This window comes from Thalassotalea euphylliae (assembly GCF_003390335.1).
Lineage (GTDB): Bacteria > Pseudomonadota > Gammaproteobacteria > Enterobacterales > Alteromonadaceae > Thalassotalea_F > Thalassotalea_F euphylliae_B.
This window is the reverse complement of sequence record NZ_QUOU01000001.1, coordinates 1,923,884-1,947,737: the sequence shown is the minus strand read 5'-3', so window position 1 is coordinate 1,947,737 and position 23,854 is coordinate 1,923,884. Positions and strand designations below refer to the sequence as shown.

General features: G+C 41.9%; 18 protein-coding genes and 1 pseudogene. 3 read left to right on the top strand and 16 right to left on the bottom strand.

Annotated features, from left to right (window positions below):
- Positions 1-534: 534 nt before the first annotated feature.
- The gene (locus tag DXX93_RS08520) at positions 535-3,153 is read left to right on the top strand and encodes a TonB-dependent receptor plug domain-containing protein (RefSeq protein ID WP_116009889.1); all 2,619 of its coding nucleotides are present in this window, start codon (positions 535-537) and stop codon (positions 3,151-3,153) included.
- Between the two features lie 168 nt (positions 3,154-3,321).
- Positions 3,322-3,462 (top strand): annotated as a pseudogene (locus DXX93_RS08515) (IS982 family transposase); the annotation flags it as partial.
- A 34-nt stretch (positions 3,463-3,496) separates the two neighbouring features.
- Here DXX93_RS08515 and DXX93_RS08510 read toward each other — a convergent pair.
- From DXX93_RS08510 to DXX93_RS21110, 3 genes are all read right to left on the bottom strand, one after another.
- On the bottom strand, positions 3,497-4,705 hold the full coding sequence (locus DXX93_RS08510) for an IS256 family transposase (protein ID WP_116007348.1): 1,209 nt from the start codon (positions 4,703-4,705) through the stop codon (positions 3,497-3,499).
- A 185-nt stretch (positions 4,706-4,890) separates the two neighbouring features.
- Positions 4,891-6,047 (bottom strand): IS3 family transposase gene (locus tag DXX93_RS08505; protein ID WP_116007726.1). Its coding sequence is split into 2 segments (ribosomal slippage): positions 4,891-5,804 and positions 5,804-6,047, totalling 1,158 coding nucleotides; the frame shifts between segments, so codons are not numbered across the junction.
- Between the two features lie 46 nt (positions 6,048-6,093).
- Positions 6,094-7,017 (bottom strand): flagellin N-terminal helical domain-containing protein, encoded by a 924-nt coding sequence (locus tag DXX93_RS21110; RefSeq protein ID WP_116007725.1) that lies wholly within the window; start codon positions 7,015-7,017, stop codon positions 6,094-6,096.
- A gap of 409 nt (positions 7,018-7,426) precedes the next feature.
- Here DXX93_RS21110 and DXX93_RS08495 point away from each other — a divergent pair, with 409 nt between their 5' ends.
- Positions 7,427-7,681, top strand: coding sequence for a pyocin activator PrtN family protein (locus DXX93_RS08495; protein ID WP_116007724.1), 255 nt, complete (start codon positions 7,427-7,429; stop codon positions 7,679-7,681).
- 1,634 nt (positions 7,682-9,315) lie between these two features.
- Here DXX93_RS08495 and DXX93_RS08490 read toward each other — a convergent pair.
- From DXX93_RS08490 to gyrA, 13 genes are all read right to left on the bottom strand, one after another.
- A complete protein-coding gene (locus DXX93_RS08490) occupies positions 9,316-10,518 on the bottom strand; it encodes an IS256 family transposase (protein ID WP_116006715.1) in 1,203 nt (400 codons plus the stop codon).
- Positions 10,466-10,894 carry a hypothetical protein gene (locus DXX93_RS08485; RefSeq protein ID WP_116007723.1) on the bottom strand — a complete coding sequence of 143 codons (429 nt, stop codon included), beginning with the start codon at positions 10,892-10,894 and terminating at the stop codon, positions 10,466-10,468. The genes DXX93_RS08490 and DXX93_RS08485 overlap by 53 nt, the downstream gene beginning before the upstream one ends.
- A gap of 310 nt (positions 10,895-11,204) precedes the next feature.
- Positions 11,205-11,339 carry a hypothetical protein gene (locus DXX93_RS20975; RefSeq protein ID WP_258872629.1) on the bottom strand — a complete coding sequence of 45 codons (135 nt, stop codon included), beginning with the start codon at positions 11,337-11,339 and terminating at the stop codon, positions 11,205-11,207.
- Between the two features lie 298 nt (positions 11,340-11,637).
- On the bottom strand, positions 11,638-12,678 hold the full coding sequence (locus tag DXX93_RS08475; protein WP_116007550.1) for an IS481 family transposase: 1,041 nt from the start codon (positions 12,676-12,678) through the stop codon (positions 11,638-11,640).
- Between the two features lie 216 nt (positions 12,679-12,894).
- On the bottom strand, positions 12,895-13,422 hold the full coding sequence (locus DXX93_RS08470) for an excalibur calcium-binding domain-containing protein (protein ID WP_116007721.1): 528 nt from the start codon (positions 13,420-13,422) through the stop codon (positions 12,895-12,897).
- A 274-nt stretch (positions 13,423-13,696) separates the two neighbouring features.
- Positions 13,697-14,866, bottom strand: coding sequence for a lipopolysaccharide assembly protein LapB (gene lapB, locus DXX93_RS08465; RefSeq protein ID WP_116007720.1), 1,170 nt, complete (start codon positions 14,864-14,866; stop codon positions 13,697-13,699).
- 8 nt (positions 14,867-14,874) lie between these two features.
- Complete coding sequence (locus DXX93_RS08460) at positions 14,875-15,105, bottom strand: lipopolysaccharide assembly protein LapA domain-containing protein (protein ID WP_116007719.1); 231 nt, start codon at positions 15,103-15,105, stop codon at positions 14,875-14,877.
- A 139-nt stretch (positions 15,106-15,244) separates the two neighbouring features.
- Positions 15,245-15,532 (bottom strand): integration host factor subunit beta, encoded by a 288-nt coding sequence (gene ihfB, locus DXX93_RS08455; protein WP_116000013.1) that lies wholly within the window; start codon positions 15,530-15,532, stop codon positions 15,245-15,247.
- A 98-nt stretch (positions 15,533-15,630) separates the two neighbouring features.
- Positions 15,631-17,295 carry a 30S ribosomal protein S1 gene (gene rpsA, locus DXX93_RS08450; protein ID WP_116000012.1) on the bottom strand — a complete coding sequence of 555 codons (1,665 nt, stop codon included), beginning with the start codon at positions 17,293-17,295 and terminating at the stop codon, positions 15,631-15,633.
- Between the two features lie 88 nt (positions 17,296-17,383).
- Positions 17,384-18,079, bottom strand: coding sequence for a (d)CMP kinase (cmk, locus tag DXX93_RS08445; protein ID WP_116007718.1), 696 nt, complete (start codon positions 18,077-18,079; stop codon positions 17,384-17,386).
- A gap of 219 nt (positions 18,080-18,298) precedes the next feature.
- Positions 18,299-19,579: a 3-phosphoshikimate 1-carboxyvinyltransferase gene (gene aroA / locus DXX93_RS08440; protein WP_116007717.1), complete on the bottom strand. Its 1,281-nt coding sequence runs from the start codon at positions 19,577-19,579 to the stop codon at positions 18,299-18,301.
- A 49-nt stretch (positions 19,580-19,628) separates the two neighbouring features.
- A complete protein-coding gene (serC, locus tag DXX93_RS08435) occupies positions 19,629-20,720 on the bottom strand; it encodes a 3-phosphoserine/phosphohydroxythreonine transaminase (protein ID WP_116007716.1) in 1,092 nt (363 codons plus the stop codon).
- Positions 20,721-20,823: 103 nt separating this feature from the next.
- Positions 20,824-23,535, bottom strand: a complete 2,712-nt coding sequence (gene gyrA / locus DXX93_RS08430; RefSeq protein ID WP_116007715.1) for a DNA topoisomerase (ATP-hydrolyzing) subunit A — start codon at positions 23,533-23,535, stop codon at positions 20,824-20,826.
- Positions 23,536-23,854: the final 319 nt, after the last annotated feature.

The following is a 23,854-nucleotide window of genomic DNA, read 5'->3' as shown; positions in this document are numbered from 1 at the left end:
TTTTATCGCGATTAATGGCAGCCACTTTACCTGATTTCGTTTGATTTTTCTCTGTTCAAGCGACCCATTTTTCCTAGTTTATAAATAGGTGCGTAGAGAAGTGTTCAGCAATAAACCACAAAACCCAGATCATTTAACAACCACATGCTGAGCACTTTTCGAGCTCTTTTGCAGCCATTAATTAATACCCATTCATTTTTGCTGCATATTAATTCACCAAACAATTCTAATGTTGAAATTTTTTATGATTTTTTTCGTACGAATTTGATCGTAAGGCATACAAAGTGGAGCCTATAAATTTCAAGGGCTGAGCGCTTTCTTAAAAAATTCCACAGACAGATTAATTTACAAATTGATTAAGTTATATACATATCCGCTATTTCTATATGCTGATTAATTTGATACAAAAATAACGTCATGCTTTACCTAGTATAACTTTGTGCTTCCTCCCTGTAACACTTGGTTGATAATGGTTTACTGATAGAATTTGACAAAAATAATTAAAAACAAAATAAAGCAAAAGGAAATATGGAAATGACAAAGTTCTTTTCAAAGAAAACGTCACTTGCGCTAAGCATTTCAGCTGCTCTACTTGCCTCTCAAAGTTTCACCGCAATCGCAGAAGAGGCAAATGATGAAATCGAACGCATTCAAATTACTGGTTCACACATTAAACGTACCAGTATGGAAGGCCCTTCACCTATCACCAGCTTGTCGTCTGACGATATCCAGAAAACTGGTGTAACTGATTTAATTAGCTTGTTTACTAAGCTACCTATTTCAGGCCAAGGTACTTTCTCAACCCAAGCGAACAGCTCTGACGACACGGCTAACGGTGGTTCATCGGTATCCTTGCGTGGCCTAGGTGCTGACTCAACCTTGATCTTAGTAAATGGTCGCCGTGTCTCGGTAAGCCCATTCGCTAAAGGTATTGATACTGCGTTCGTCGATATTAACAACATTCCACTGTCAGCCATCAAGCGCGTTGATATTCTAAAAGATGGTGCATCAGCAACTTATGGTTCAGACGCTGTTGCCGGTGTAATCAATGTCGTGTTACGCGATGATGTAGATGGCGTTGAACTATCCGGTAAAGTTGGTTCGACAGCCGATGGCGGTGGTGATGAGCAAAGCTACAGCTTGGTATTTGGTAATCAAACGGAAAAATCAAGCCATACCTTTATTTTAGAGTACTTTGATCGTGAAGAAGTCCTTTATGCGGATCGCGACTACTCGCGCTCGGCTAATCAAGCTGCGTTAACAGGCGACCCACTAGCAACTGACTTCCGCTCATCTTCAGGTATTCCAGGCACTATTGCACTAGCGTCAGATCCTTCGAACCGTTTAATTGATTTATTCGGTAATGACATTTGTCCTGTGGAAGACCAAGATACGGCTAATAACTTATGTCGCTATGATTACGCGCCGCATATGACCATGATCCCAGACGCTGAGCGCTTTAGCTGGAACTACATGGGTAAATACGAAATCAACGACAACGTTCGTGCTTTTGCCGAATTAAACGGTCAAAACTCGAAGTCGATTGTACGCGGTGCTGGTAGCCCAAGCTTTAATGAATTATTTATGTCGGGCGACAACCCGAATCATCCATTTGCGAACATGCCAGATCACCCGTTCTACCAGCAAGATTTAACCATGCGTCGTCGTACGGTTGATATTGGTAACCGTGAAAAGCGCGTTGACTCTGACTACTACCGTGCAATCCTTGGCTTACAGGGTGAAGTTAATGATTGGAGCTGGGAAGTCGCCTACAGCTACATTAAAAGTGAATCAACAGAGCGCGGTGTTGATGGTTTCCCTAACTCTCGCCGCGTACAAGAAGCCATTGATGGCGTAGCGCAAGACGATGGCACCACCTTGTATTGGAACCCATTTGAGCCTTCTTCGAATTCACAGGCAGCCCTAGATTACATTGAAACGACAACAGTGCGTGTCGGTAAATCGACGAACCGCTCTATCGACTTTAAAGTATCTGGTCCTGTATTAGAAATGCCACACGGCGATCTGTTACTTGCATTAGGTGCTGAGTACCGTGAAGAAAGCATTGCCGATAACCCAGACGATCAGTTTTTACGTGGTGATGTATTCGGTACTGAAGCAACGCAAGCAAATGGCTCTCGCGACAACACGGCGATTTTCGGTGAACTGGCGATCCCGGTATTAGATACTTTGGAAGTGCAATTAGCTGTGCGCTACGAAGACTACTCAGATTTTGGTACCACAACCGATCCTAAAGTCTCTTTCTTATGGGCACCAAGTGATGATTTAAGTGTACGTGGTTCATACGGTACAGCGTTCCGTGCACCGTCGTTACACCAATTGGGTTTAGGCCGTACAGATGAATCGCCTAACCTTGTCGACACCCAGCGTTGTGCGATTATTGGTGATCAAGACAGAGCCTGTGACCCGCAAGAATACACAGCAGTATTTGAAGGTAACCCAGACCTAGGCCCAGAAGAGTCAGAAAGCTACAACTTTGGTGTGATTTACAACATCACAGATGATTTAAGCTTCTCAATTGACTACTACAACTATGATATCGAAGACATTATTGACTCAGATACACAGTTTGTGATGGACAACTTTGGTTTAGATCCAAACATTGTTGAGCGCCGTCCGACGTCAATTCCGGGTGACCCAGGTGAAGTTATTCAAGTTAACGATAGCTTCCAAAACATCGGTGACTTAGAAACGTCAGGTTTAGACATTGATATTCGTTACAACCTAGAAACTGAATACGGTCAATTCCGTCTTGGTTACATCATGAACTATGTAACCAAGTTCGAAGACTTCCGTGGTACTGAAGAAGGCGGTTTTGAGCAACCAGAAATTCGCTGGACGACGTCAGTTGATTGGATTAAAGACGACTTTAGCGCAACGGTAGCCGTGAACTACATTGGCGAGTTCGAGCAAGAAGCGTCACTTAACATTGACCAAAAAGTTGACTCAATGACCACAGTAGATGCAACCATTAACTACTACGGCATTGAAGATATGGTACTAACGTTAGGTGCTACTAACTTGTTCAACGAAGAGCCACCGTTTGCCTACCACGACTTTATGGGCTTTGTGGTTAACGTACACAGTGGTCAAGGCCGCTTCGCGTACGCACAAGCAACCTATAAATTCTAAGATAAGCAATTTATCATATTATCAAGCCCGACGATTGTCGGGCTTTTTCTTGTCTATAAACAAGCTAACCCCAACACGGGATAAGACGGTAATAATTTAAGGAACTAAATACCTGCTCCAAGATCAGATCTTTCGACCAAAAAAGAAAGTGACCAACAAGGAGCAGGCATGAACAAATTAGTTGAAGTATTCTGCGATGTCGATGATTTTTGCAAAGTATTTACCCCTGAATGGGAAAAGCAATTGATTGAAGATGGCACGCAAAAACGTAAGCGCAATAGTCGAATGACAATGAGTGAAGTCATGACAAGACCCTGTAACACATTTTGTGTAACTGCCAGTTTTAAATAACATCTTTTAATCGGTCTTCGAATTCGATCATAAATCGATTTAAGGCCGATTTCCAATTTCTTATCGGCATCGTCCATTTTTTAGATGCCTGCTCAATAGCTAAGTAAACCACCTTTTTCGCCGAATCGTCATGTGGGAACAGCTTACGTTTCTTAATGGCTTTACGTATAACTGAGTTCAGCGATTCAATAGCGTTGGTGGTGTAAATAGCTTTTCTGATATCTTCAGGGTAATTGAAGATGGTACTAACGTTTTGCCAGTTATTTCGCCATGAGCGAGAGATATTGGGATATTTACTGTCCCAGCGTTGCTCAAACTGCTCTAAGGCCATTAAGGCTTCATCTTCAGTTACCGATTGGTATATGCGCTTTAAATCAGCCGTGATGGCTTTGTAGTCTTTCCACGGCACAAACTTCAATGAATTACGCACCATATGAACAATACAAAGCTGAATTTGTGTGTCAGGATAAACGGTATTAATTGCATCAGGGAAACCTTTAAGGCCATCGACACAGGCGATAAGGATATCTTTGACGCCACGGTTTTGAAGCTCCGTTAATACGTTAAGCCAGAACTTCGCGCCTTCGTTTTCTGATATCCACATACCTAGAAGTTCTTTATGGCCTTCGATATTCACGCCTAAGGCTAAGTAAATGGCTTTGTTGATGACTTGCTTATCTTGGCGTATTTTTACAACCAAGCAGTCGAGATAGACGATTGGGTAAACAGCATCAAGCGGCCTGGCTTGCCACTCGACGACTTGAGCGATAACCGCATCAGTCACACGAGAAATCAGTGTTGGTGAAACATCTGCATCGTACATTTCCTTGAATGTGGACACGATTTCACGAGTCGTCATGCCTTTGGAATACAGATATAAAATCTTGTCATCCATTGACGTAAAGCGGGTTTGATTCTTTTTAACCAGTTGAGGCTCAAAACTAGAATCTCTATCACGAGGTGTATCTAAATCAATCTCGCCATCTTCTGTTCGTATAGTTTTGGGCGAATAGCCATTGCGTGAATTATCGTTGATGGATTGCTCATGACGAACATAACCAAGGTGTTCATCCAGCTCCGCATTAAGCGCAGCTTCAACCGTTACCTTGGTAAGCATTTTACGAAAGTTCGTTAAATCTGCTTCCGTTTTGATGGATTTAGCCGCTTGCTTGGCAAAGACTTCAAGTTCTTTCTTGTTCATAACTACCTATCCTAAACCCTATATGGGTATTAATAATAGGCAGTTACACAGATTTAGTTACAGAGTCCATGACAATTATCATTGGCTTTCATATGTCCCATTATCTGTAGAAGTTCAGACCTGATCTAACGATTACCAGTTTAGAACGGGTGTCCGTCAGGTTAGTTTGAACTTAAATGTTCTGGTCAACTCCAGCCGGACACTTTTCTAAAAGAATTTTCATACTCTACTGGTGACAGATCACCATTAGCTGAATGCAGTCTTTCTAAGTTGTAATACTTCATATAATCGACAACATCATTTTTCATATGCTCACGCGTAGGTTGAGCCACTTTAAGTAACCAATCATGTTTCAAACTGCCAAAGAACCTCTCCACTACTGCGTTATCCCAACAGGCTCCCACATCACCCATACTCGCTCGAATACCAAATTGTTCGAGCAGCTGACGGTAACGCTTACTGGTGTATTGAGAGCCTCGGTCAGAGTGGAATACTAAGCCTTTAGCTGGTTTTCTCAGGTTATAAGCCCTAATCATGGCTTTCATCACTAAGTCAGTCGTCATACGTTTATCTATATGCCAACCAACAATGCGTCGAGAATATAAATCCATCACAACAGCAAGATACATCCAACCTTCGCCTGTTTTTAAATAAGTCACATCACCAGCCCAAATCTGATTTGGCCCCAACGGATTAAAGTTCTGATTAAGCAAATTATCTGCAACTGCATCAGCATGCTTACGCTTCGTTGTTACCTTGTAGGCAACTCGCTGCTTTACTTTCAGGTTCAACGCTTCCATGAGCTTTCGAGTTCTGTGCTTACCAATTTCAAAGCCTTCTTTGCGTAAGTTTTTATGTAGCTCGCGATAGCCCAAGCTTTCACGACTGCGTTTAAACAGCGCTTTAGCTCGCCGATATAAATGAAGCTCTTCTGCCGTAATTAACTTGGCTGGCCGTTTGAGCCATGCATAGTAAGCAGAGCGACTGACTTGCATCACAGCACACATCTTGCGGACGTCATGAGCCTGACTATTGGCTTTGACGAACTCGTACTTTACTTCATTTCTTTCGCAAAGAAGGCGCTTGCCTTTTTTAAGATCTCTTTCTCCATTTTGAGTTCTTTATTTTCTTTTCTGAGCCGTTTTAGCTCTGCTCGTTCATCTTCACTTAACGCATTACCAGCTTGTTGTTGTTCAAGTTTAGCTTTCCAGTTATAAATGAGTTTAGTTGTAATTCCCAAAGAGGCTGCGGCTTGTGAGACCGTATAGCCTTGCTCAGTCACTAAAGCTACAGCTTCTTGTTTAAATTCGGTTGTATAGGTTTTGTTTTTTCGTTTTGTCATTTAACACCTCAATATTGGAACATTGTCCTTTATTAAAGTGTCCGGCTCAATTAAACCAGTTCACAGCAACACTCACCGAACCTAGTTCACCAATAACATCAAATGAAATATCAATTGGTGTTGGATATGGGACGGTGTTAAAAGCTGGATTAGGGAAATCCCTAAAAACTAAAGATGCATATGTTGCTGCTGATGCAGTGACTCCCAACCCCGCATTATTAATATTTTCTGCTACTTCTTTCGCATTGGCACTCCCTGTTGTAGGAACGGAAAAGGTTGAGCCACTGTTGCTCACTGTTGATACAGCAGTAGAGGAAGGCCAAGAAACACTTGGAGGAGCTGAACTATCGACCAAAACATGCGAAGTTGGATCTCCAAAGCCCCTAATTGGATTGCTGTGAAGCCTTAAACTACCTTGCTCAACATCTTGAATTAGTGTTGTTTTAGTTACTGCTTTCGCACTCCCTATATCATCAGCTGAAAAACCATCTATCTGCAATGGTACAGTTTGAGAAGCATTAGCTCCAACTTGAAACAACTCATCAAAGCTGCCATCTAACAGAGGTTTACCTGCAAAAGACGTTTTGTCAGCAATACTATTAATTTCTTGTATTAGCAATTGATATTCATCATCCAATGCTACACGATCGTTACTGGTATTACTGCCATTCGCTGATTGCAACGCGAGAACTCGTAAACGCTGTATAACCTCTGAAGCCTTTCCTAGAGCACCTTCTGCTGTTTGAGCTACTGAAATTCCATTATTTGCATTTCGATTAGCTTGAGCTAACCCCATTATTTGAGCAGTTAGTCTGTTAGAAATTTGTAGTCCTGCTGCGTCGTCCTTTGCATTATTGATCCTAAGCCCCGAGGAAAGTCTCTCAAATGAGGTATTAAGCTGTGTGCTGATATTAGAAAGTTGTTTTTGAGCATTAATACTTCCAATGTTTGTATTCAGATAGAGGGGCATTCTAACCTATTGCTATTACTTAACAGTTTTTTGACGCTTACCTTCGATTAGCACTCTCCATGCCAAAATCTAAGTTATACTTAGAATTTGGCATGGAGATATATCAACGACCTGTTTATAGGTGAAATTTTACGAGGTAAGTCTAGATAGCATGCAAAAACATAAGTATTGCTTTGCAGAAGTTAATAGCGATATGATTGGGGAGTAGCCAGAGATGACGCCCTATTTTCTAACAGCATCATTTGGTGGATGTTTATCCCGAAATATAGGCCGTAACCCCGATTGCGTTACGATAATCTGATAATCATCAGCCACTTACAGCACTCACTTCTCCGCCTTTCCCTTTGCCTACAGCAATTATTTTGTTTGAACTTGGCTTGTTACTGAGCCTTTGTTGTTAGGAAAGAATATGAAAACTGCATATATGTTACTTGCTCAATTTGAAGAAGCTATTATTCCTCTTGGTAAGGTTTGTGATGACTATTTTGGCTGTTCGCTCCGTACAGCTATGAATAAAGCCAAAGCAGAAGATCTGCCAATCCCTACGTTTAAAATAGGAAGCTCGGCAAAAGCACCATATTACATTCACTTAAATGATTTAGCTGAGTATATTGACGCTCAAAGGGCTAAAGCCAAAGAAGAGTGGTTTAAAGTAAATACATAGATAGATAAGTCAGCTACCTTTTTGGTGGCTTACTATACTAGTGAACATAATTTCCATCATATACAACATGCCTTGTACCGACTCAATCGAAACTACAACGATTACAGCTGCGCCTATATTTTTAATCCGAGCTTAGAAGCTCATTTTTTATCCAATCAGCAATATGGTTAACTTGGCATAATCTCCTACACGGCAGGAAAAACAAGATAAACGTATACTTTTCAACCAAATGAATGTGTTGAGGTCCATATTTATATTCGTATACTTAATAAAAAGAATGAGAATTGAGAGGAAGTTAACATCATAATATATGGCCTTCCGGTTCAGAGCCAGATACGCCTCTGAACAAACGGGCTTTCATGGGGATGGTAGGATAAGAGACGCTTGCCCGCGAGAGTCCAATTGCTGTGCTGCTTAAAGCAGCTGATATTCGAGCATTGAATATCAACAAGGGGATCTATCTACAGCAGCAGTGAGATGAGTCGCAATAAAAAGTTGGATCTGATTGGGCAATGTTAATAATAACCCTTCAGTTTGGAATTAGACTTTTAGCGGTGAGGCATCGCAGATAGGCGGTACTAACAAGTAAGCTTGGCTAACTTACTACCGATCAGCCTTACAGTTATGCAGACGGTTAGTGGCGTGGCATAACCCGAATACTATTTGAGAATTGCTCAAATGTCTTTGGCAAGACTAAAGCTGACCATATAACAGGTTGGCTTTGGGTGAGTGTTGCCGAAATACTTCTAATCACACGATCACTAAACGAAAAACTAAAAGTATATCATGACAGCTTGCGCAGCAAGATGGCATGTCTTTGAGGAGCGAAGCTCGTCAAAGACCATTACTATAGTGATCAAATTCAATATGCTACTGATTGCTAGGTCAAATGCTTCGCATTTGTCCGAGGCATAACGGCCTAAGGCCTCAAATGCCTCGGGAACTGAGAATAAATGTATTTGATCGCAGCCAAGCTATATAGTTGCTAATGAACTAAGAAAGTTTGTTGAAGCGAATCATATAAGGCTTTGTGACCTCAAGCCAAACCACTAACCTTGCTCTAGCATCTAACATAAATCGTTGTGCAACGATTTAAGCCCGCCATAGTTCATTCAACGAGCAAATGGGGTTTCATTTATTGGCTCTATATCAAGATCGGCTTCCATTCCATAATCACTTTTACTTTCAATCGAAGCAAGCTGCTACACGGAGAACGAATATTAAAAACGGATAGTTAAAGCTTCAAAGCACAATGTGTGACCCGAGGTCACAAAATTCTGACCACTGGTCAAGGCCAAGTACTAATCGTTGTGCAACGATTTTAGTCATCAATTTCGCGTTCAACGAGCAAATGGGGTTTCATTTATTGGCTCTATATCAAGATCGGTATCAATTCCATAATCACTTTCAAGCGAAGCAAGCTGCTAAACGGAGAACGATCATTGAAAGCACAATGTGTGGTGTGACCCGAGGTCACAAAATTCTGACCACTGGTCAAGGCCAAGTACCAATCGTTGTACAACGATTTTAATCAAAGATAGCGTATTGAACTAATGAAATTATAGAAACGAATGATTTAAGGTGCTTTACGGGGAGTTGCGAGGGCGTTCAGAATTCTGTGTCAGCCTAAATTGCTAAATATCTAGCACGCCATCTAATCGCCCCTCGAAGTGGATGGCTAATTGCGACAATGTCAGGTTCCAACTGTGGATTGGCATTGTCCATTTCTTCGAAGCGTTCAATATGCCCGCATACAATAATTTCATCAAGCTATTTTCGTTCGGGAAAGCGCCTTTCGTTTTGGTCAATTTCCTAAACTGGCGGTGCACTGCCTCGATAGCATTGGTGGTGTAAATAGCTTTGCGCACGTAGTCTGGATACTTGAAGTAAACCGACAAGTTAGCCCATTTTCTGCGCCAAGACTCAATCACGATGGGATATAGCTTGCCCCATTTAGCATCTAATTCGTCTAAGGCTGCTTCTGCGGCATCTTTGGTCGTTGCACGGTAAACAGGCTTTAAGTCCGCCATAAATGCTTTCTGGTGCTTTGAAGCAACATACTTCATCGAGTTACGAATTTGATGAATAACGCACTGTTGAACCTCTGTTTCAGGATAGATAGTACCAATGGCCTCAGGAAAGCCTTTAAGTCCATCAACACAAGCAATTAAAATATCGGATACGCCGCGATTGTGTAAATCGGTGAGCACTGATAGCCAGTAGTTAGCGCCTTCGCTTTCTGAGACGTATAAGCCAAGTAACTCTTTGCGACCTTCGATATTTATGCCGAGTACGGTGTAAACAGCTTTGCTAACATAACGGCCACTTTCCTTGATTTTATAGTGAATAGCATCAAGCCAGATAAACGGGTACAGCGTATCAAGGCTACGTGATTGCCACGCTTTTAGCTCTGGTATGAGCTGGTCTGTAACGCCTGTTATCGTGGCTTCTGAGATTTCAATGCCGTACATTTCCTGAACATGGCTGCGAATATCACGATAGCTCATGCCTAACGCAAACATGGATAGGATTTTATGGTCAATCTCAGCGGTTAGCTTAGTTTGATTTTTCTTAACGAGTTGAGGTTCAAATGAGCCAGTACGGTCTCTTGGGGTTTCAAGCTCAAACTGGCCTACGGAGGATTTAACCGTTTTCTTGCTTGTACCGTTCTTACGGTTAGGTTGTTGCTCTGAGTCTAGGTGTTGCTCTAGCTCGGCTTTGAGTGCAGCTTCTGTTAATTGTTTAATGAGTGGCGTTAAAACACCATCTTCACCCGTTAACCCTTTACCTGATTGAAGTTCTGCTAATGCTTTGTTGAAGTCGAAAGATTGAGTCATGTGTCATTCCTATTTTCTTAATATTACTGAAATGACACAGATTTCTAAACACTACCCCATAACCATAACCGGCGCTAAATTTTGCTGACCACTCTGCTTTATAGCTATAAGAACCAGAAATAATTGGCGTTATGTTTATGACGACAAAGTTATTCTCTTCTAATTCCTTTAGTTTTAGCTCAAGATCTTGTGCTAATTGTAAATCATCAACCTGGCAGTCACTTGAGCCTGTAGGGACGAATTCTTCTTCGATTTTGGTTTCTGCAACGTCAAAAACCTTTAGGAACTTTTTGGTGTTACCCGTTGGTACTGCTTTTTTCTTGATTCTGCCAACGGGCATCATTTGAGATCTAACAATAAAAACGTGCTGGGTCATTATTCATCTCTTTTGGGTCTGTAACCATAAATATGACCATATACTTCAGCACTGCGCCCTACGGTCTTATGATAGTAATCTGACTCTAAATACGATTTATGGTTGGCATCATTGCGCGAATCACTTGAATTAGACTTAAACTCGCTACTAGCACTAATCTTATTTATCAAAAATATTACAAAACATGCGAAAAAACCCAATAAAAAAGGCCACCATTCATTGAAATTGATATAAATAAGGAACTCTATATATTTTTGCATAGTGTTCTCCATAGTGTTCTCCTAAAAAAGGCTGTATAGAAATTATACAGCTATTTGATGTTTTTCATCAAATCTATCCTTTGAAGTAAATCCTTGTATTCTTGATCTTGTTGTTTTTGTTTTTCAATAGCTCGATCAGATATGACCTGAGGAGGTTGCTCTGGTGTAGATTCCCAACCTTGCATTCTATAAAACTCTCTCTCGCTTTGATTTAAATCACGAATAATATCACCGGATTTACCACTAAATGTGTCGTTAACACGGTTAACATCATTATTATAAATACCATCGATGGCTTCTTGTTTGGATGCTTGATTAACATCGAGTATGTAGTCATTCCAACGATCTAAACGTTGATCAAAATCAGAAGAATGTCCTAAATTAATTTCACCAATGTTAGGAATGTCAGTAGGGGGCGTACTTCGCAGAAATATCTCTTCAAATTGATCATTAATTACCAGTTTAGAACGGGTGTCCGTCAGGTTAGTTTGAACTTAAATTCTTTTCAGTCCAAACCGATTTACCATCAATGAGCGTTTCCATTGGCGTTCTGCCACAGCAGATTTTACCCTGATGGGTTCGTTCATTGTTGTAGTATTCGAGCCATTCGTCCAGATCTTTTTGAAGCTCATCTAAGCTCATATACAAGCGTTTACGGAATGTTACTTGATAGAATTCCTGTAATATCGTTTTGTGGAAACGTTCACAGATACCGTTAGTTTGCGGTGATTTGACCTTCGTTTTTGTGTGATCGATATCGTTAATTGCCAAATACATTTGGTAATCGTGATTCTCGATTTTTCCACAGTATTCCGTGCCACGGTCAGTAAGAATACGTAGCATAGGAAGGTCATGAGACTCGAAGAATGGCAATACTTTATCATTAAGCGTATCAGCCGCTGTAATCGGTGTTTTCATTGTATAAAGTTTAGCGAAAGCAACCTTCGAATAGGTATCAACAAACGTCTGCTGGTAGACACGGCCAACACCTTTAAGATTCCCCACGTAAAACGTGTCCTGTGATCCTAGATAACCGGGATGCGCGGTCTCTATTTCACCGCAAGCCTCATCGTCTAGCTTCTTGCGCTCAAGTGCCTGAACTTGGCTTTCGGTGAGTATAATGTTTTCTTTCGACACCTTGTCTTCTAGGGCTTTTAAGCGACCTTTGAAGTTGGCTAAGCCATGACGCAGCCAGACGGAACGAACACCACTGGGAGAGACGAAGATGCCTTGCTTGCGTAATTCATTACTCGCTCTGGTTTGCCCATGGGCAGGATATTCGACCGCGTAATCAATAACAGCCAATTCAATCGCTTCATCGACTCGGTTTTTAACATTAGGTACTCGACGGTTTTGATTGAGTAAAGCTTCAACGCCACCTTCTTCATTTGCTTGTTGATAGCGATAAAACGTATCGCGAGATACACCCATCACTTTGCAAGCTTGCGTAATGTTACCTAATTCTTCGGCTAAGTTGAGTAAACCGACTTTGTGTTTAATGACAGGGTTGTTAGTATGAATCATGAGAGTTACCTCTTTGTTTAGTTTGGATTAGACACCCTTAAACTAAACTGGTAACTCTCTCTTTTGAAAGTGAAATGTCAGATCAGATTGGAACTTCTATAGCTTATCGTACTTCTCTGTCTGCTGATAAATCTACTCGGGGCGAATTTGAATGACTTGCTTGTGCTTACTCTATAAAAAGCTCACCAAGTAATAAAATTGCAGTTAGCCAGCTAATTAAAACCTAGTATCATTTTCACAAGGTATTCCGTCTTTATCGCCATCCATTTTTGTATTGGGACAATGTTTAGTAAAGAACTCTGCTTCTGCGCGAGATGTCATTTGGCTGCAATACTGACGCCCATCACAGGTAAACATTGGTTTAGTCGCCAACTTTAACATGCTGGTTGAAGATTGGGTTGGTTTGGATTCAATGAATTTCTCTAACCCTAGTCGACTAAACAAGAATGCTGATATAGCAATAACTATAGCGACATAAAGCAATCTATTGTGAGAACCTCGCTTATGTGTCTTTGACACGCTTGCATGGTGATACGCTTTTACCCCCTCTATTCTCGCATTGGTCGCTCTTGTTTTACCTTTATGTGTTTCAACATCAAAATGAATATAGTCACCTTGTTTAGGCTGTCGAGCCATATGTTTGAGCGCTGAAATGTGAATGAAGGTATCAAAAGTTAATTCGGAAGCTTTAATAAAACCAAAACCTTTGTTGTCATTCCATTTGACTAACTGACCGCGATACATAAATGTCCTTGTTTAAACTAATGTTGAAATACTAAATAGCCTCAGCCATGGGTAGCTAATTTGCTGTTAGCGGCTATTTTTCTGCTAGAAGAGAATTATAAAATTAAATGGGTGAATTTAAGTAAATGGATTTATAAGTTATTTACTCTTTTTATCCGAACCTGAGGTTTACAAAAAACAATGTAATTTAACTCCTAGTGAACACGATATACAAAGCACCATGCTACAAAGTTATTGCTAGGAGTTTATGGCAGGCAAAATGAATCAAAGAAGATTACTCACCTTCAAGGCCTCTTACGGGCTTTAACTGCTCCCACTCATGGCATGAGGGGCAAGACCAGTAATGTGTACTGCTATTAAAGCCACACGAACGACAGCTATATCTTGGCCGCATCTTCAAATAAGCAGAGACCAACTCTTTGATCACATCTAAACTTTCTGTTTGGTTATCAGCAGACTCGTTAGCAAGTTGCAGTTTTATAAAGTGCTTAAACCCTCTAATAGTAGGTCTGCGTTTTAGTCCCGCTAACAAAAACTCTATCGCTTTTTCTGCACCATATTTGGCACTGACCAATTCCAAATACTTAATCAAGGTACTGGTTGTTCCCGTCTCATCGTAAACATTTTTGATAAACTGGAAGAAAGCGCCCTCGTCACCCATTGCTTGATAGCAAGCGTGCATCTTCTCAATAACCTCTGGAAAGAAATCTTTATCTTGCTTATAGATAGCGCGATAACACTTAGCCGCTTGGTCGTGCTGCTTGTGCTCCTCATAAACGCTCGCTAGATGCCAATTAGCACGACAGGATTTCGGGTCGCAAACTAATGCTTGCTCTAACAATTCAATAACCGAGATAAATTCACCTTGCTTTTGTGCTTCTAGCGCTTGTTCACAATAGAAGTTAGCCAGATTGTGCAGAAGCTTTTTATCCTTTAGTTTAAAGATTGTTTTTTTTAGCGCGATACCTTGTTGCCAGTCTTTTGTTGACTGATAAATTTGCAGTAAATAACCCAGAGATTTTCGCTGATAAGGCTTAGCCTTGAGCAACTTATGAAACATATGCTCAGCACGGTCGTACAAACCGGCTGTTAAAAAATCTTTCGCTAACTCAAAAATAGCCTGCTGCTTAGCTTTGGTGGGTAAATTGCCATTGCGTACTAAATGTTCATGAACCTTTAACGCGCGATCGAGTTCGCCGCGTTTGCGAAACAAATTTGCCATCGCAAAATGTGCTTCAACGGTATCGTCTTCAACTTTGAGTGCTTCAATAAGGTAATCAATCGCCTTGTCTTGCTGATTCGATAACAAGTAATTCAGACCGGTAGAATACTTAATCGATAAATCTTGTTTAGCATTCTGGTCTTTTTGCTTAATACTATTGCGCCCCATAAACCAGCCATACCCCATGGCAACGGGTAACAACAGAAACAACAGCTCCAGCATAAGGTTAACTAGCCTTTATTTTGTTTGCGTTTTAGCGGCTTTAGGAGGTTTATCAGCAGCATAAAGACTAAACCAAGTATAAAACCTAAGCCGGTAAATATACTTACTGCCATCGCAACTGGCATAGTAGTTTTGGCAACTAAATAATTTAGCGTGATAAGTTGATCATTTTGACTACCAAAGGCGAAAGCAATCAATAGCAACAAAACCATCACAAAAATAGTGATATATAACTTCAAATTTGCACCCAGTGTTTATTATCTAAATTTGTTTTTTACGAAATTATCATTAAACCAATCAAAATTGGTAAATATTTAAAGAATCCGAGACAAAAAAAACGGCATGCCGAAGCATGCCGTTTTTTATAAATTTTCGCAACTAAGCAAAGGAAGCATTTACGCGTTCACGTAACTCTTTACCTGGCTTAAAGTGCGGTACATATTTACCGGAAAGCTCTACTGCTTCACCAGTCTTAGGGTTACGACCAGTACGTGGTGCACGATAGTGTAGAGAAAAACTACCAAACCCTCGAATTTCAATACGCTCTCCTTTCGATAAAGATTGCGCCATCAACTCCAGAATTTCTTTGATAGCAGATTCAACATCTTTAGCTGGAATGTGAGTTAAACTTTCCGCTAATTTTTCAATGAGTTCTGACTTGGTCATTAGACCTCCCAGTTGTCATTCAGCATCACGCTAATGCAGTTAACGATCAAGGAAGTGACTAATGACTAGTCACTTCCTCACCTTAAGCGCTAAAGCAATTAACCTTTAGCGTTTTTGAATGCTTCTGCCATAGCGTTAGTGAAACCAGCATCGTCTGCTTGGTTCAGGTTGTCCATCGCTTGACGCTCTTCAGCTTGATCTTTCGCTTTGATAGATAAGCTAATTGTGCGGTTCTTACGATCAACGCCCATGAACTTAGTTTCAACTTCATCGCCCACTGATAATTCAGTTGTTGCATCTTCGATGCGGTCACGAGAAATGTCAGAAACACGTAGGTAGCCTTCAACACCTTCAGCTAATTCAATCTTAGCGCCTTTAGCGTCAACTTCAACTACTTTACCTGTTACAATAGCACCTTTTTTGTTATCTGTCAGATACATATTGAACGGATCGTCTTCAGCTTGCTTAACACCTAGCGAGATACGCTCACGCTCTGGGTCAACCTGAAGTACAACAGCAGTGATTTCGTCACCTTTCTTGTATTCACGAACAGCTTCTTCGCCGCCGTTCCATGAAATGTCAGATAAGTGAACAAGACCGTCGATGCCACCGTCAAGACCGATGAAGATACCGAAGTCAGTGATTGACTTGATCTTACCAGTAACTTTGTCACCTTTGTTGAAGTTCTTCGCGAACTCTTCCCAAGGGTTTGGAACACATTGCTTAAGACCTAGAGAAATACGACGACGTTCTTCGTCAATTTCTAATACTAGCACTTCAACAGTGTCACCTAAGTTAACAACTTTAGATGGGTGGATGTTTTTGTTTGTCCAATCCATTTCAGAAACGTGAACAAGACCTTCAACGCCTTCTTGGATTTCAACGAAACAACCGTAGTCAGTTAAGTTAGTTACGCGGCCAGAAAGCTTAGAACCTTCTGGGTAACGGTTAGCGATTGCTACCCATGGATCTTCGCCTAACTGCTTCATACCTAGAGATACACGTGTACGCTCACGGTCGAATTTAAGAACTTTAACTTGAATCTCGTCACCAACGTTAACGATTTCACTTGGGTGCTTAACACGCTTCCAAGCCATGTCAGTGATGTGAAGAAGACCGTCGATACCGCCTAAGTCTACGAATGCACCGTAGTCAGTAAGGTTCTTAACGATACCTTTAACTTCTTGGCCTTCTTGTAGTGATTCTAGTAACTCGTCACGTTCTACGCTGCTTTCTGATTCGATAACAGCACGACGAGAAACAACAACGTTATTACGCTTCTGATCAAGCTTAATAACTTTAAATTCTAGGTCTTTACCTTCTAGGTGAGCAGTATCGCGAACTGGGCGAACGTCAACTAGAGAACCTGGTAAGAATGCACGAATGTTGCTTACTTCAACAGTGAAACCACCTTTAACTTTACCGTTGATAACACCGATAACAGTTTCTTTTTCTTCGTAAGCTTTTTCAAGCACTTGCCATGCTTCGTGGCGTTTTGCTTTTTCACGAGAAAGTACAGTTTCACCGAAACCGTCATCTGTCGCATCTAAAGCAACGTCAACTTCTGAACCTACTTCAATTTCTACTTCACCAGCAGAGTTTTTGAATTGGTCGATAGAAATTACTGACTCAGATTTAAGACCAGCGTCAACAATAACGTTGTCTTTTTCGATTTTTACAACAGTACCCTTGATAATTGAACCAGGGCGCGTTTCGATCTCTTTTAAACTTTCTTCAAAAAGTTGTGCAAAATTTTCAGTCATACCTGTATATGAACTCGTATAAATAATCCAATCAACATCAGTGTTTCATGGGGTTGTTAAAAATACTTTGTGTGTCCGTACCCAAAGTTTAAATGGTTTCCGTTTGCGTTAATTTTTCATTGACAAATGAAAGAATTTTACTGACCACTTCGTCAATAGAAAGTTCAGTAGAATCAATAATTAACGCACCTTCTGCTGGCACAAGCGGAGCAACCGTACGGTTCTGATCACGCTCGTCACGTTGACGTATGTCATCCAAAAGGCGCCCGATTTTAACATCAAAGCCCTTTTCCTTCAACTGCTTAAATCTTCGCTCGGCGCGCTCTTCCGCGCTCGCCGTTAAGAAAACTTTCACTGGCGCGTCAGTAAATACCACAGTGCCCATGTCGCGACCGTCAGCCACTAAACCCGGCTCAACGCGAAATGCTCTTTGACGACGCAATAGCGCTTCGCGAATACGCGGAAATGCCGCCACTTTTGACGCTAGCGCGCCTACTTCTTCCGTGCGAATACTATTAGACACGTCTTCGCCTTCGAGAATGACTTTGCTTTCGCCATCATCGGTAATTTCAAATTGCACATCAAGATGTGCAGCAATCGGAATTAACGGCTCTTCTTCGTCAACTTCAATGTTGTGATGCAGCAAAGCCACAGCTAACACGCGATAAATCGCGCCACTGTCTAAAAGTTGCCAGCCCAATTGGTTTGCTACTAGTCGTGAAACGGTGCCTTTACCAGCGCCGCTTGGGCCATCAATCGTGATTACGGGAATGCTTTCTTGCATACATTTTATCTCCTAATGTCGCAAATCGGGCGCATTATACGGGAATTAATAGCGAAAATCGTTCAAAAATTTGTTTTTTAATATTTCTTGGATAACGCCAATGCGCGGATTTATTTTTTAGCTTTACTTAGAAGGCTTGTTGCCTGACTAGTTCAACTTTTATTGCATTGGTCGCGCTAAAGTTGATCTAGATCAGATGCAACAAGTCTTTGGAACTGATTAGCTCGAAACTTGAGCTAATTTATCAAAGTAATCAGGGAAGGTTTTTGCGGTACATTTAGGATCGTTGATAGTAACTGGCGTATCACTTAACGCTACCAGCGAGAAACACATGGCAATGCGGTGATCGTTGTAGGTATCGATTGCTGCATGGGTTAACTTTTCTGGTGGGGTTACAGAAATGTAATCTTCGCCCTCGTCTACTATTGCACCGACTTTGCGAAGCTCAGTTGCCATGGCTGATAAGCGATCGGTTTCTTTGACGCGCCAGTTGTAGATATTGCGAATACTGGTGGTACCTTTAGCAAACAAAGCTGCTGTCGCAATGGTCATGGCCGCATCTGGAATATGGTTCATGTCCATATCAACTGCGGTTAATGGCTTGCCTTTAACCGTGATCGACTCTTCTTGCCAAATGACTTCCGCACCCATTTTCTCTAACACATCAGCAAAGTGCTTGTCACCTTGAACACTTGATGTACCAACACCGTGTACGGTAATTTCACCGCCTTTAATTGCACCCGCCGCTAAGAAGTAAGAAGCAGAAGATGCGTCACCTTCGACCATGTAACGCTCACGCGCTTGGTAGCTTTGCTGGCCTTTGACATGGAAAGATTGATAGTTTTGATTTTCAACGTCAACGCCGAATTTCGCCATAATATCCAGCGTGATATCAATGTAAGGCTTAGACACTAACTCGCCTTCAATTTCAATATGAGTGTCTGTTGGTAATAACGGTGCAATCATCAGAATTGCCGTTAAGAACTGACTTGAAATCGAACCATCAATGGTGACTCGCTCACCACCAAGAGTTTTACCTTTGATTTTTAGTGGTGGGTAATTTGTGTTTTCTAGGTATTCAATATCGGCATTTAATTGATTCAGTGAGTCAACCAAGTGACCAATTGGGCGCTCTTTCATGCGCGGCTCACCCGTTAATACGAATTCACCTTCACTTGCCGCTAATGCTGCACATAGCGGTCGCATCGCCGTCCCAGCATTACCTAAATATAACTCAAGTGGTGCTTGTGCTTTGAAAAAGCCACCATTGCCAACCACTGTGCATTCAGTGCCGCAATCACTTAGTTGGTATTCAATACCTAAGCTAGTGAGTGCATTCAGCATATGCTCAATGTCTTCACTCACTAATAAGTTAGTAATCTTCGTCGTGCCTTTTGCCAATGCGGCAATTAGTAAGGCACGGTTTGAAAGGCTCTTAGAGCCCGGTAAAAATACTTCACCGTCAATTTTGTTGATCGGTTGTAGTGTTAATTGTTCCACTGTAGAACTTCCTTCAATCTCTTTAATCACTTTGATTTAGTGACTCTATTTACTTCAATTTATTACGGTCAGCGAAATCCGTCATAAAATCTACTAATGCTTGTACGCCTGCCAATGGCATTGCGTTATAAATACTGGCGCGCATACCGCCAACGCTGCGGTGACCTTTTAATGCCAATAAACCCGCTTGCTCAGCCTCTGCTAGGAAAGCATCATTTAGCGATTCATCAGTCAACCAAAATGGCACATTCATTAACGAGCGATACTGGCTATCAATGTTATTAACATAGAAGTTATTGCTATCAATATAGTCGTAAAGTAAAGCGGCCTTTTCTTTATTCACTTGCTCGATAGCCTTAACACCGCCAAGCTCGGTTAGCCACTCAAACACCAAGCCCGCTAAATACCAGGCAAAGGTCGGTGGTGTGTTGTACATCGAGTCATTGCTAGCTGCGAGCTGATAATTGAGCACGGATGGCGTGGTTAATCTGGCATTGCCCAGTAGGTCTTCACGAACAATGACGATAGTTAGACCCGACGGGCCAATATTTTTTTGCGCACCGGCGTAAATTAAACCAAATCGGCTAACATCAATTTCGCGCGACATAATGGTCGAGGACATATCGGCGACTAGCGGAATATCCCCCGTTTCAGGAATATCAAAGATTTCAATGCCATCTACGGTTTCGTTCGGGCAGTAATGCACATAAGCAGCGTCTTTAGACAATGCCCAATCAGCTGGCGCTAGCACCGTTTGACTCTCATCTGTTTTAGTGACCACTTCAACGGTATTGATTTCACCGTAATTAGCGGCTTCTTTGGCTGCCGCTTTTGACCAAGAGCCTGAAATCACGTAATCCGCTTTGCCACCCTCAGGCAATAGATTATGCGGCACCGCCGAAAACTGGCCGCGACCGCCACCATGCATAAACAGCACTTTATAGTTAGCAGGAATATTCATGAGCGATCTGAGATCTGCTTCGGCTTTGGCAGCCAGCTGCATAAAAACTTTACTGCGATGGCTGAGCTCCATCACCGAGCAACCATTGTCTTGCCAATTAATAAATTCAGCTTGTGCCTTTGCCATTACTGGCGTTGGTAACATCGCTGGCCCTGCACAAAAATTATAGGTTGCAGACATCTCAACACTTCCTTCTAACTATTTTTAATAACTATTATTTTCTCTAGCGAAAAAAAATGGGCGGATAAGCCGCCCATTTTTCCTTTATCTTATACCTTGGGCGTTAGGCGTCAGGATCGCTATACGATTCGCCATCAAGGTTTTCAGCATCAGACGCTGGCGCTGTTTCACCTTCGCTTGCTACCACTTCACCTTCAACAATGTCGCCGTCCACTAACTCATCGCTTTCGATTTCATCGATACGCTGAAGTGCCACTACGTGCTCATCTTCTGCAGTACGAATTAAACGAACACCTTGAGTGTTACGACCAATCACGCTCACTTCGTTAACACGGGTACGAACAAGCGTACCGTTGTCGGTGATCATCATGATTTCATCGTTATCTTCAACTTGAACGGCGCCAACGACTTTGCCGTTACGCTCACTCACTTTGATAGACACAACACCTTTGGTTGCACGGCTCTTCGCTGGGTATTCAGCTAGCTCTGTACGCTTACCGTAGCCATTTTCAGTAACCGTTAAGACCGCGCCACCATTTTTCGGCACGATAAGTGATACCACTTTCTGACCGTCTTCAAGGTTAATACCACGAACACCGGTTGCGGTACGCCCCATAGGACGAAGCGCTAACAGCTCTTCACCAGTTTCCGGATCGCGTTTTACTTCACCTGTTTCGCTATCGCGCTGTTTCTCGTTAAAGCGAACCACTTTACCTTCGTCTGAGAACAGCATGATATCGTTCGAACCATCAGTGATATCAACACCGATAAGCGTATCATCATCACGTAGGTTTAAGGCGATAATACCGTTAGCACGTTGGTTAGAGTACGCCGTTAATGGCGTTTTCTTAACCGTACCAGACGCAGTCGCCATGATAATGTACTTGTCTTCTTCGTATTCACGTACTGGTAAAATCGCCGTGATACGTTCGTCGCTCTCTAGAGGTAACAAGTTAACAATTGGACGACCACGCGCCGTACGGCTCGCCAGTGGCAATTGATAAACCTTCAACCAATAAAGCTTACCGCGGTTTGAGAAACACAAGATAGTATCGTGAGTATTAGCAACCAATAAACGTTCGATGAAGTCTTCTTCTTTCATCTTAGTGGCGGCTTTACCTTTACCGCCACGGCGCTGCGCTTCATATTCCGTCAACGCTTGATACTTCACATAACCTTCGTGAGAAAGCGTTACTACAACATCTTCTTCGTTAATTAAATCTTCAAGAGAAATGTCGTGCGAAGCATTGGTGATTTCTGTGCGGCGCTCATCACCGAACTCATCGCGAATTGCTTCTAGCTCTTCTTTGATCACTTCCATCAAACGCGCTGGCGAGTTAAGAATGTGCAGTAGTTCAGCAATTAAGTCTAATAACTCTTTGTACTCGTTTAGAATCTTTTCGTGTTCCATGCCCGAAAGCTTGTACAACTGCAAATCGACAATTGCTTTTGCCTGCTCTGGCGTTAGATAGTAAAGACCGTCGCGAATACCGTATTGCGGCTCTAACCACTCTGGGCGAGCTGCATCTGAGCCAGCAGCTTCAAGCATGCCTGCCACATTGCCTAATGCCCAACCTTGTGAAACCAGCTTTTCTTCAGCTTCTCTGCGGTTAGCTGAGCTTTTCACTAGCTCGATTACAGGGTCGATATTAGCAAGTGCAATTGATAAGCCTTCTAAGATATGGGCTCTGTCACGTGCTTTGCGTAATTCGAAAATCGTACGACGAGTCACGACTTCACGGCGGTGAAGTAAGAATGCTTCGAGCATTTCTTTTAGATTAAATAATTTCGGTTGGCCGTCAGTTAACGCCACCATATTTAAACCAAAAGACACTTGCATTTGAGTTAACTTGTACAAGTTGTTTAACACAACCTCACCCACATCACCGCGTTTCACTTCGATGACCATGCGCATACCGTCTTTATCAGATTCATCGCGCAGTGCTGAAATACCTTCCAAGCGTTTTTCTTTAACCAGCTCGGCCATTTTTTCAATCAAACGCGCTTTGTTAACTTGGTAAGGTAATTCGTGAACAACAATAGTTTCTTTACCTGACTTATCGTCAACTTCAATTTCAGCGCGAGCGCGGATCTTTATTTTACCGCGACCGGTTTTGTACGCTTCGATAATCCCCGCTTTACCGCTGATGATACCTGCGGTTGGGAAATCAGGGCCAGGAATGTATTCAAGCAAGTCGTCAATCGTTAACTCATTGTTATCGATTAACGCTAAACAGCCGTTAATCACTTCCGTTAAGTTATGCGGTGGAATATTCGTTGCCATACCAACGGCAATACCCGAAGTACCATTCACTAACAAGTTAGGAATGCGGGTTGGCATTACTTCTGGAATTTGCTCAGTGCCATCGTAGTTAGGCACAAAATCAACGGTTTCTTTTTCTAGGTCGGCAAGAATAGAATGCGAGATTTTATTCATGCGAATTTCGGTGTAACGCATTGCCGCCGCTGAATCACCATCAACTGAACCGAAGTTACCTTGACCGTCAACTAGCATGTAGCGCATTGAGAAGTCTTGCGCCAAACGAACGATTGTATCGTATACCGCAGTGTCACCGTGTGGGTGGTATTTACCGATTACATCACCAACAACACGTGCTGATTTTTTGTAAGGTTTGTTCCAATCATTACCTAGTACGTTCATTGCGTATAATACGCGTCTGTGCACAGGTTTTAGACCGTCGCGTACATCAGGTAACGCACGGCCCACGATTACGCTCATCGCATAATCGAGGTAAGAGCTTTTTAGCTCGTCTTCAATATTGACTGGGAGAATTTCTTTTGCCAGATCGGACATAAATCGATGGTATCCCTATTTAATACAGAAATTTTCGAAATTATTATTTTAATTTAAGGCCAGCATACTACCACAAAAAAAGGGGATGCCATAACGCTTTGTGGGGCTTAGTTTTGCATAGAAAACAGGGGGATTTCAACCTGTGTTACCACAAGGTTAATAAGCGAACTAAGAAACTGATTTATCGAAATTTTTATTCAAATATTTGAAGGTATTCGAACACAATTTTAAATGTTTTGGGAACTGCTGCACTTTCATTTGACTAAAACTTACTCAACTTTAACAAATTGCCTCCAGCTACATGGTGGAAAATACACAA

Bases quoted from the DNA above. Each gene is read 5' to 3' on its own strand.
- DXX93_RS08510 (WP_116007348.1), bottom strand. From the start codon at position 4,705: ATGAACAAGAAAGAACTTGAAGTCTTTGCCAAGCAAGCGGCTAAATCC.
- gyrA (WP_116007715.1), bottom strand. From the start codon at position 23,535: ATGTCCGATCTGGCAAAAGAAATTCTCCCAGTCAATATTGAAGACGAG.
- ihfB (WP_116000013.1), bottom strand. From the start codon at position 15,532: ATGACCAAGTCAGAACTCATTGAAAAATTAGCGGAAAGTTTAACTCAC.
- DXX93_RS08520 (WP_116009889.1), top strand. From the start codon at position 535: ATGACAAAGTTCTTTTCAAAGAAAACGTCACTTGCGCTAAGCATTTCA.
- DXX93_RS08475 (WP_116007550.1), bottom strand. From the start codon at position 12,678: ATGATTCATACTAACAACCCTGTCATTAAACACAAAGTCGGTTTACTC.
- cmk (WP_116007718.1), bottom strand. From the start codon at position 18,079: ATGCAAGAAAGCATTCCCGTAATCACGATTGATGGCCCAAGCGGCGCT.
- DXX93_RS08470 (WP_116007721.1), bottom strand. From the start codon at position 13,422: ATGTATCGCGGTCAGTTAGTCAAATGGAATGACAACAAAGGTTTTGGT.
- serC (WP_116007716.1), bottom strand. From the start codon at position 20,720: ATGTCTGCAACCTATAATTTTTGTGCAGGGCCAGCGATGTTACCAACG.
- DXX93_RS08490 (WP_116006715.1), bottom strand. From the start codon at position 10,518: ATGACTCAATCTTTCGACTTCAACAAAGCATTAGCAGAACTTCAATCA.
- DXX93_RS20975 (WP_258872629.1), bottom strand. From the start codon at position 11,339: ATGCAAGGTTGGGAATCTACACCAGAGCAACCTCCTCAGGTCATATCT.
- lapB (WP_116007720.1), bottom strand. From the start codon at position 14,866: ATGCTGGAGCTGTTGTTTCTGTTGTTACCCGTTGCCATGGGGTATGGC.
- DXX93_RS08495 (WP_116007724.1), top strand. From the start codon at position 7,427: ATGAAAACTGCATATATGTTACTTGCTCAATTTGAAGAAGCTATTATT.
- DXX93_RS08485 (WP_116007723.1), bottom strand. From the start codon at position 10,894: ATGACCCAGCACGTTTTTATTGTTAGATCTCAAATGATGCCCGTTGGC.
- rpsA (WP_116000012.1), bottom strand. From the start codon at position 17,295: ATGACTGAAAATTTTGCACAACTTTTTGAAGAAAGTTTAAAAGAGATC.
- DXX93_RS21110 (WP_116007725.1), bottom strand. From the start codon at position 7,017: ATGCCCCTCTATCTGAATACAAACATTGGAAGTATTAATGCTCAAAAA.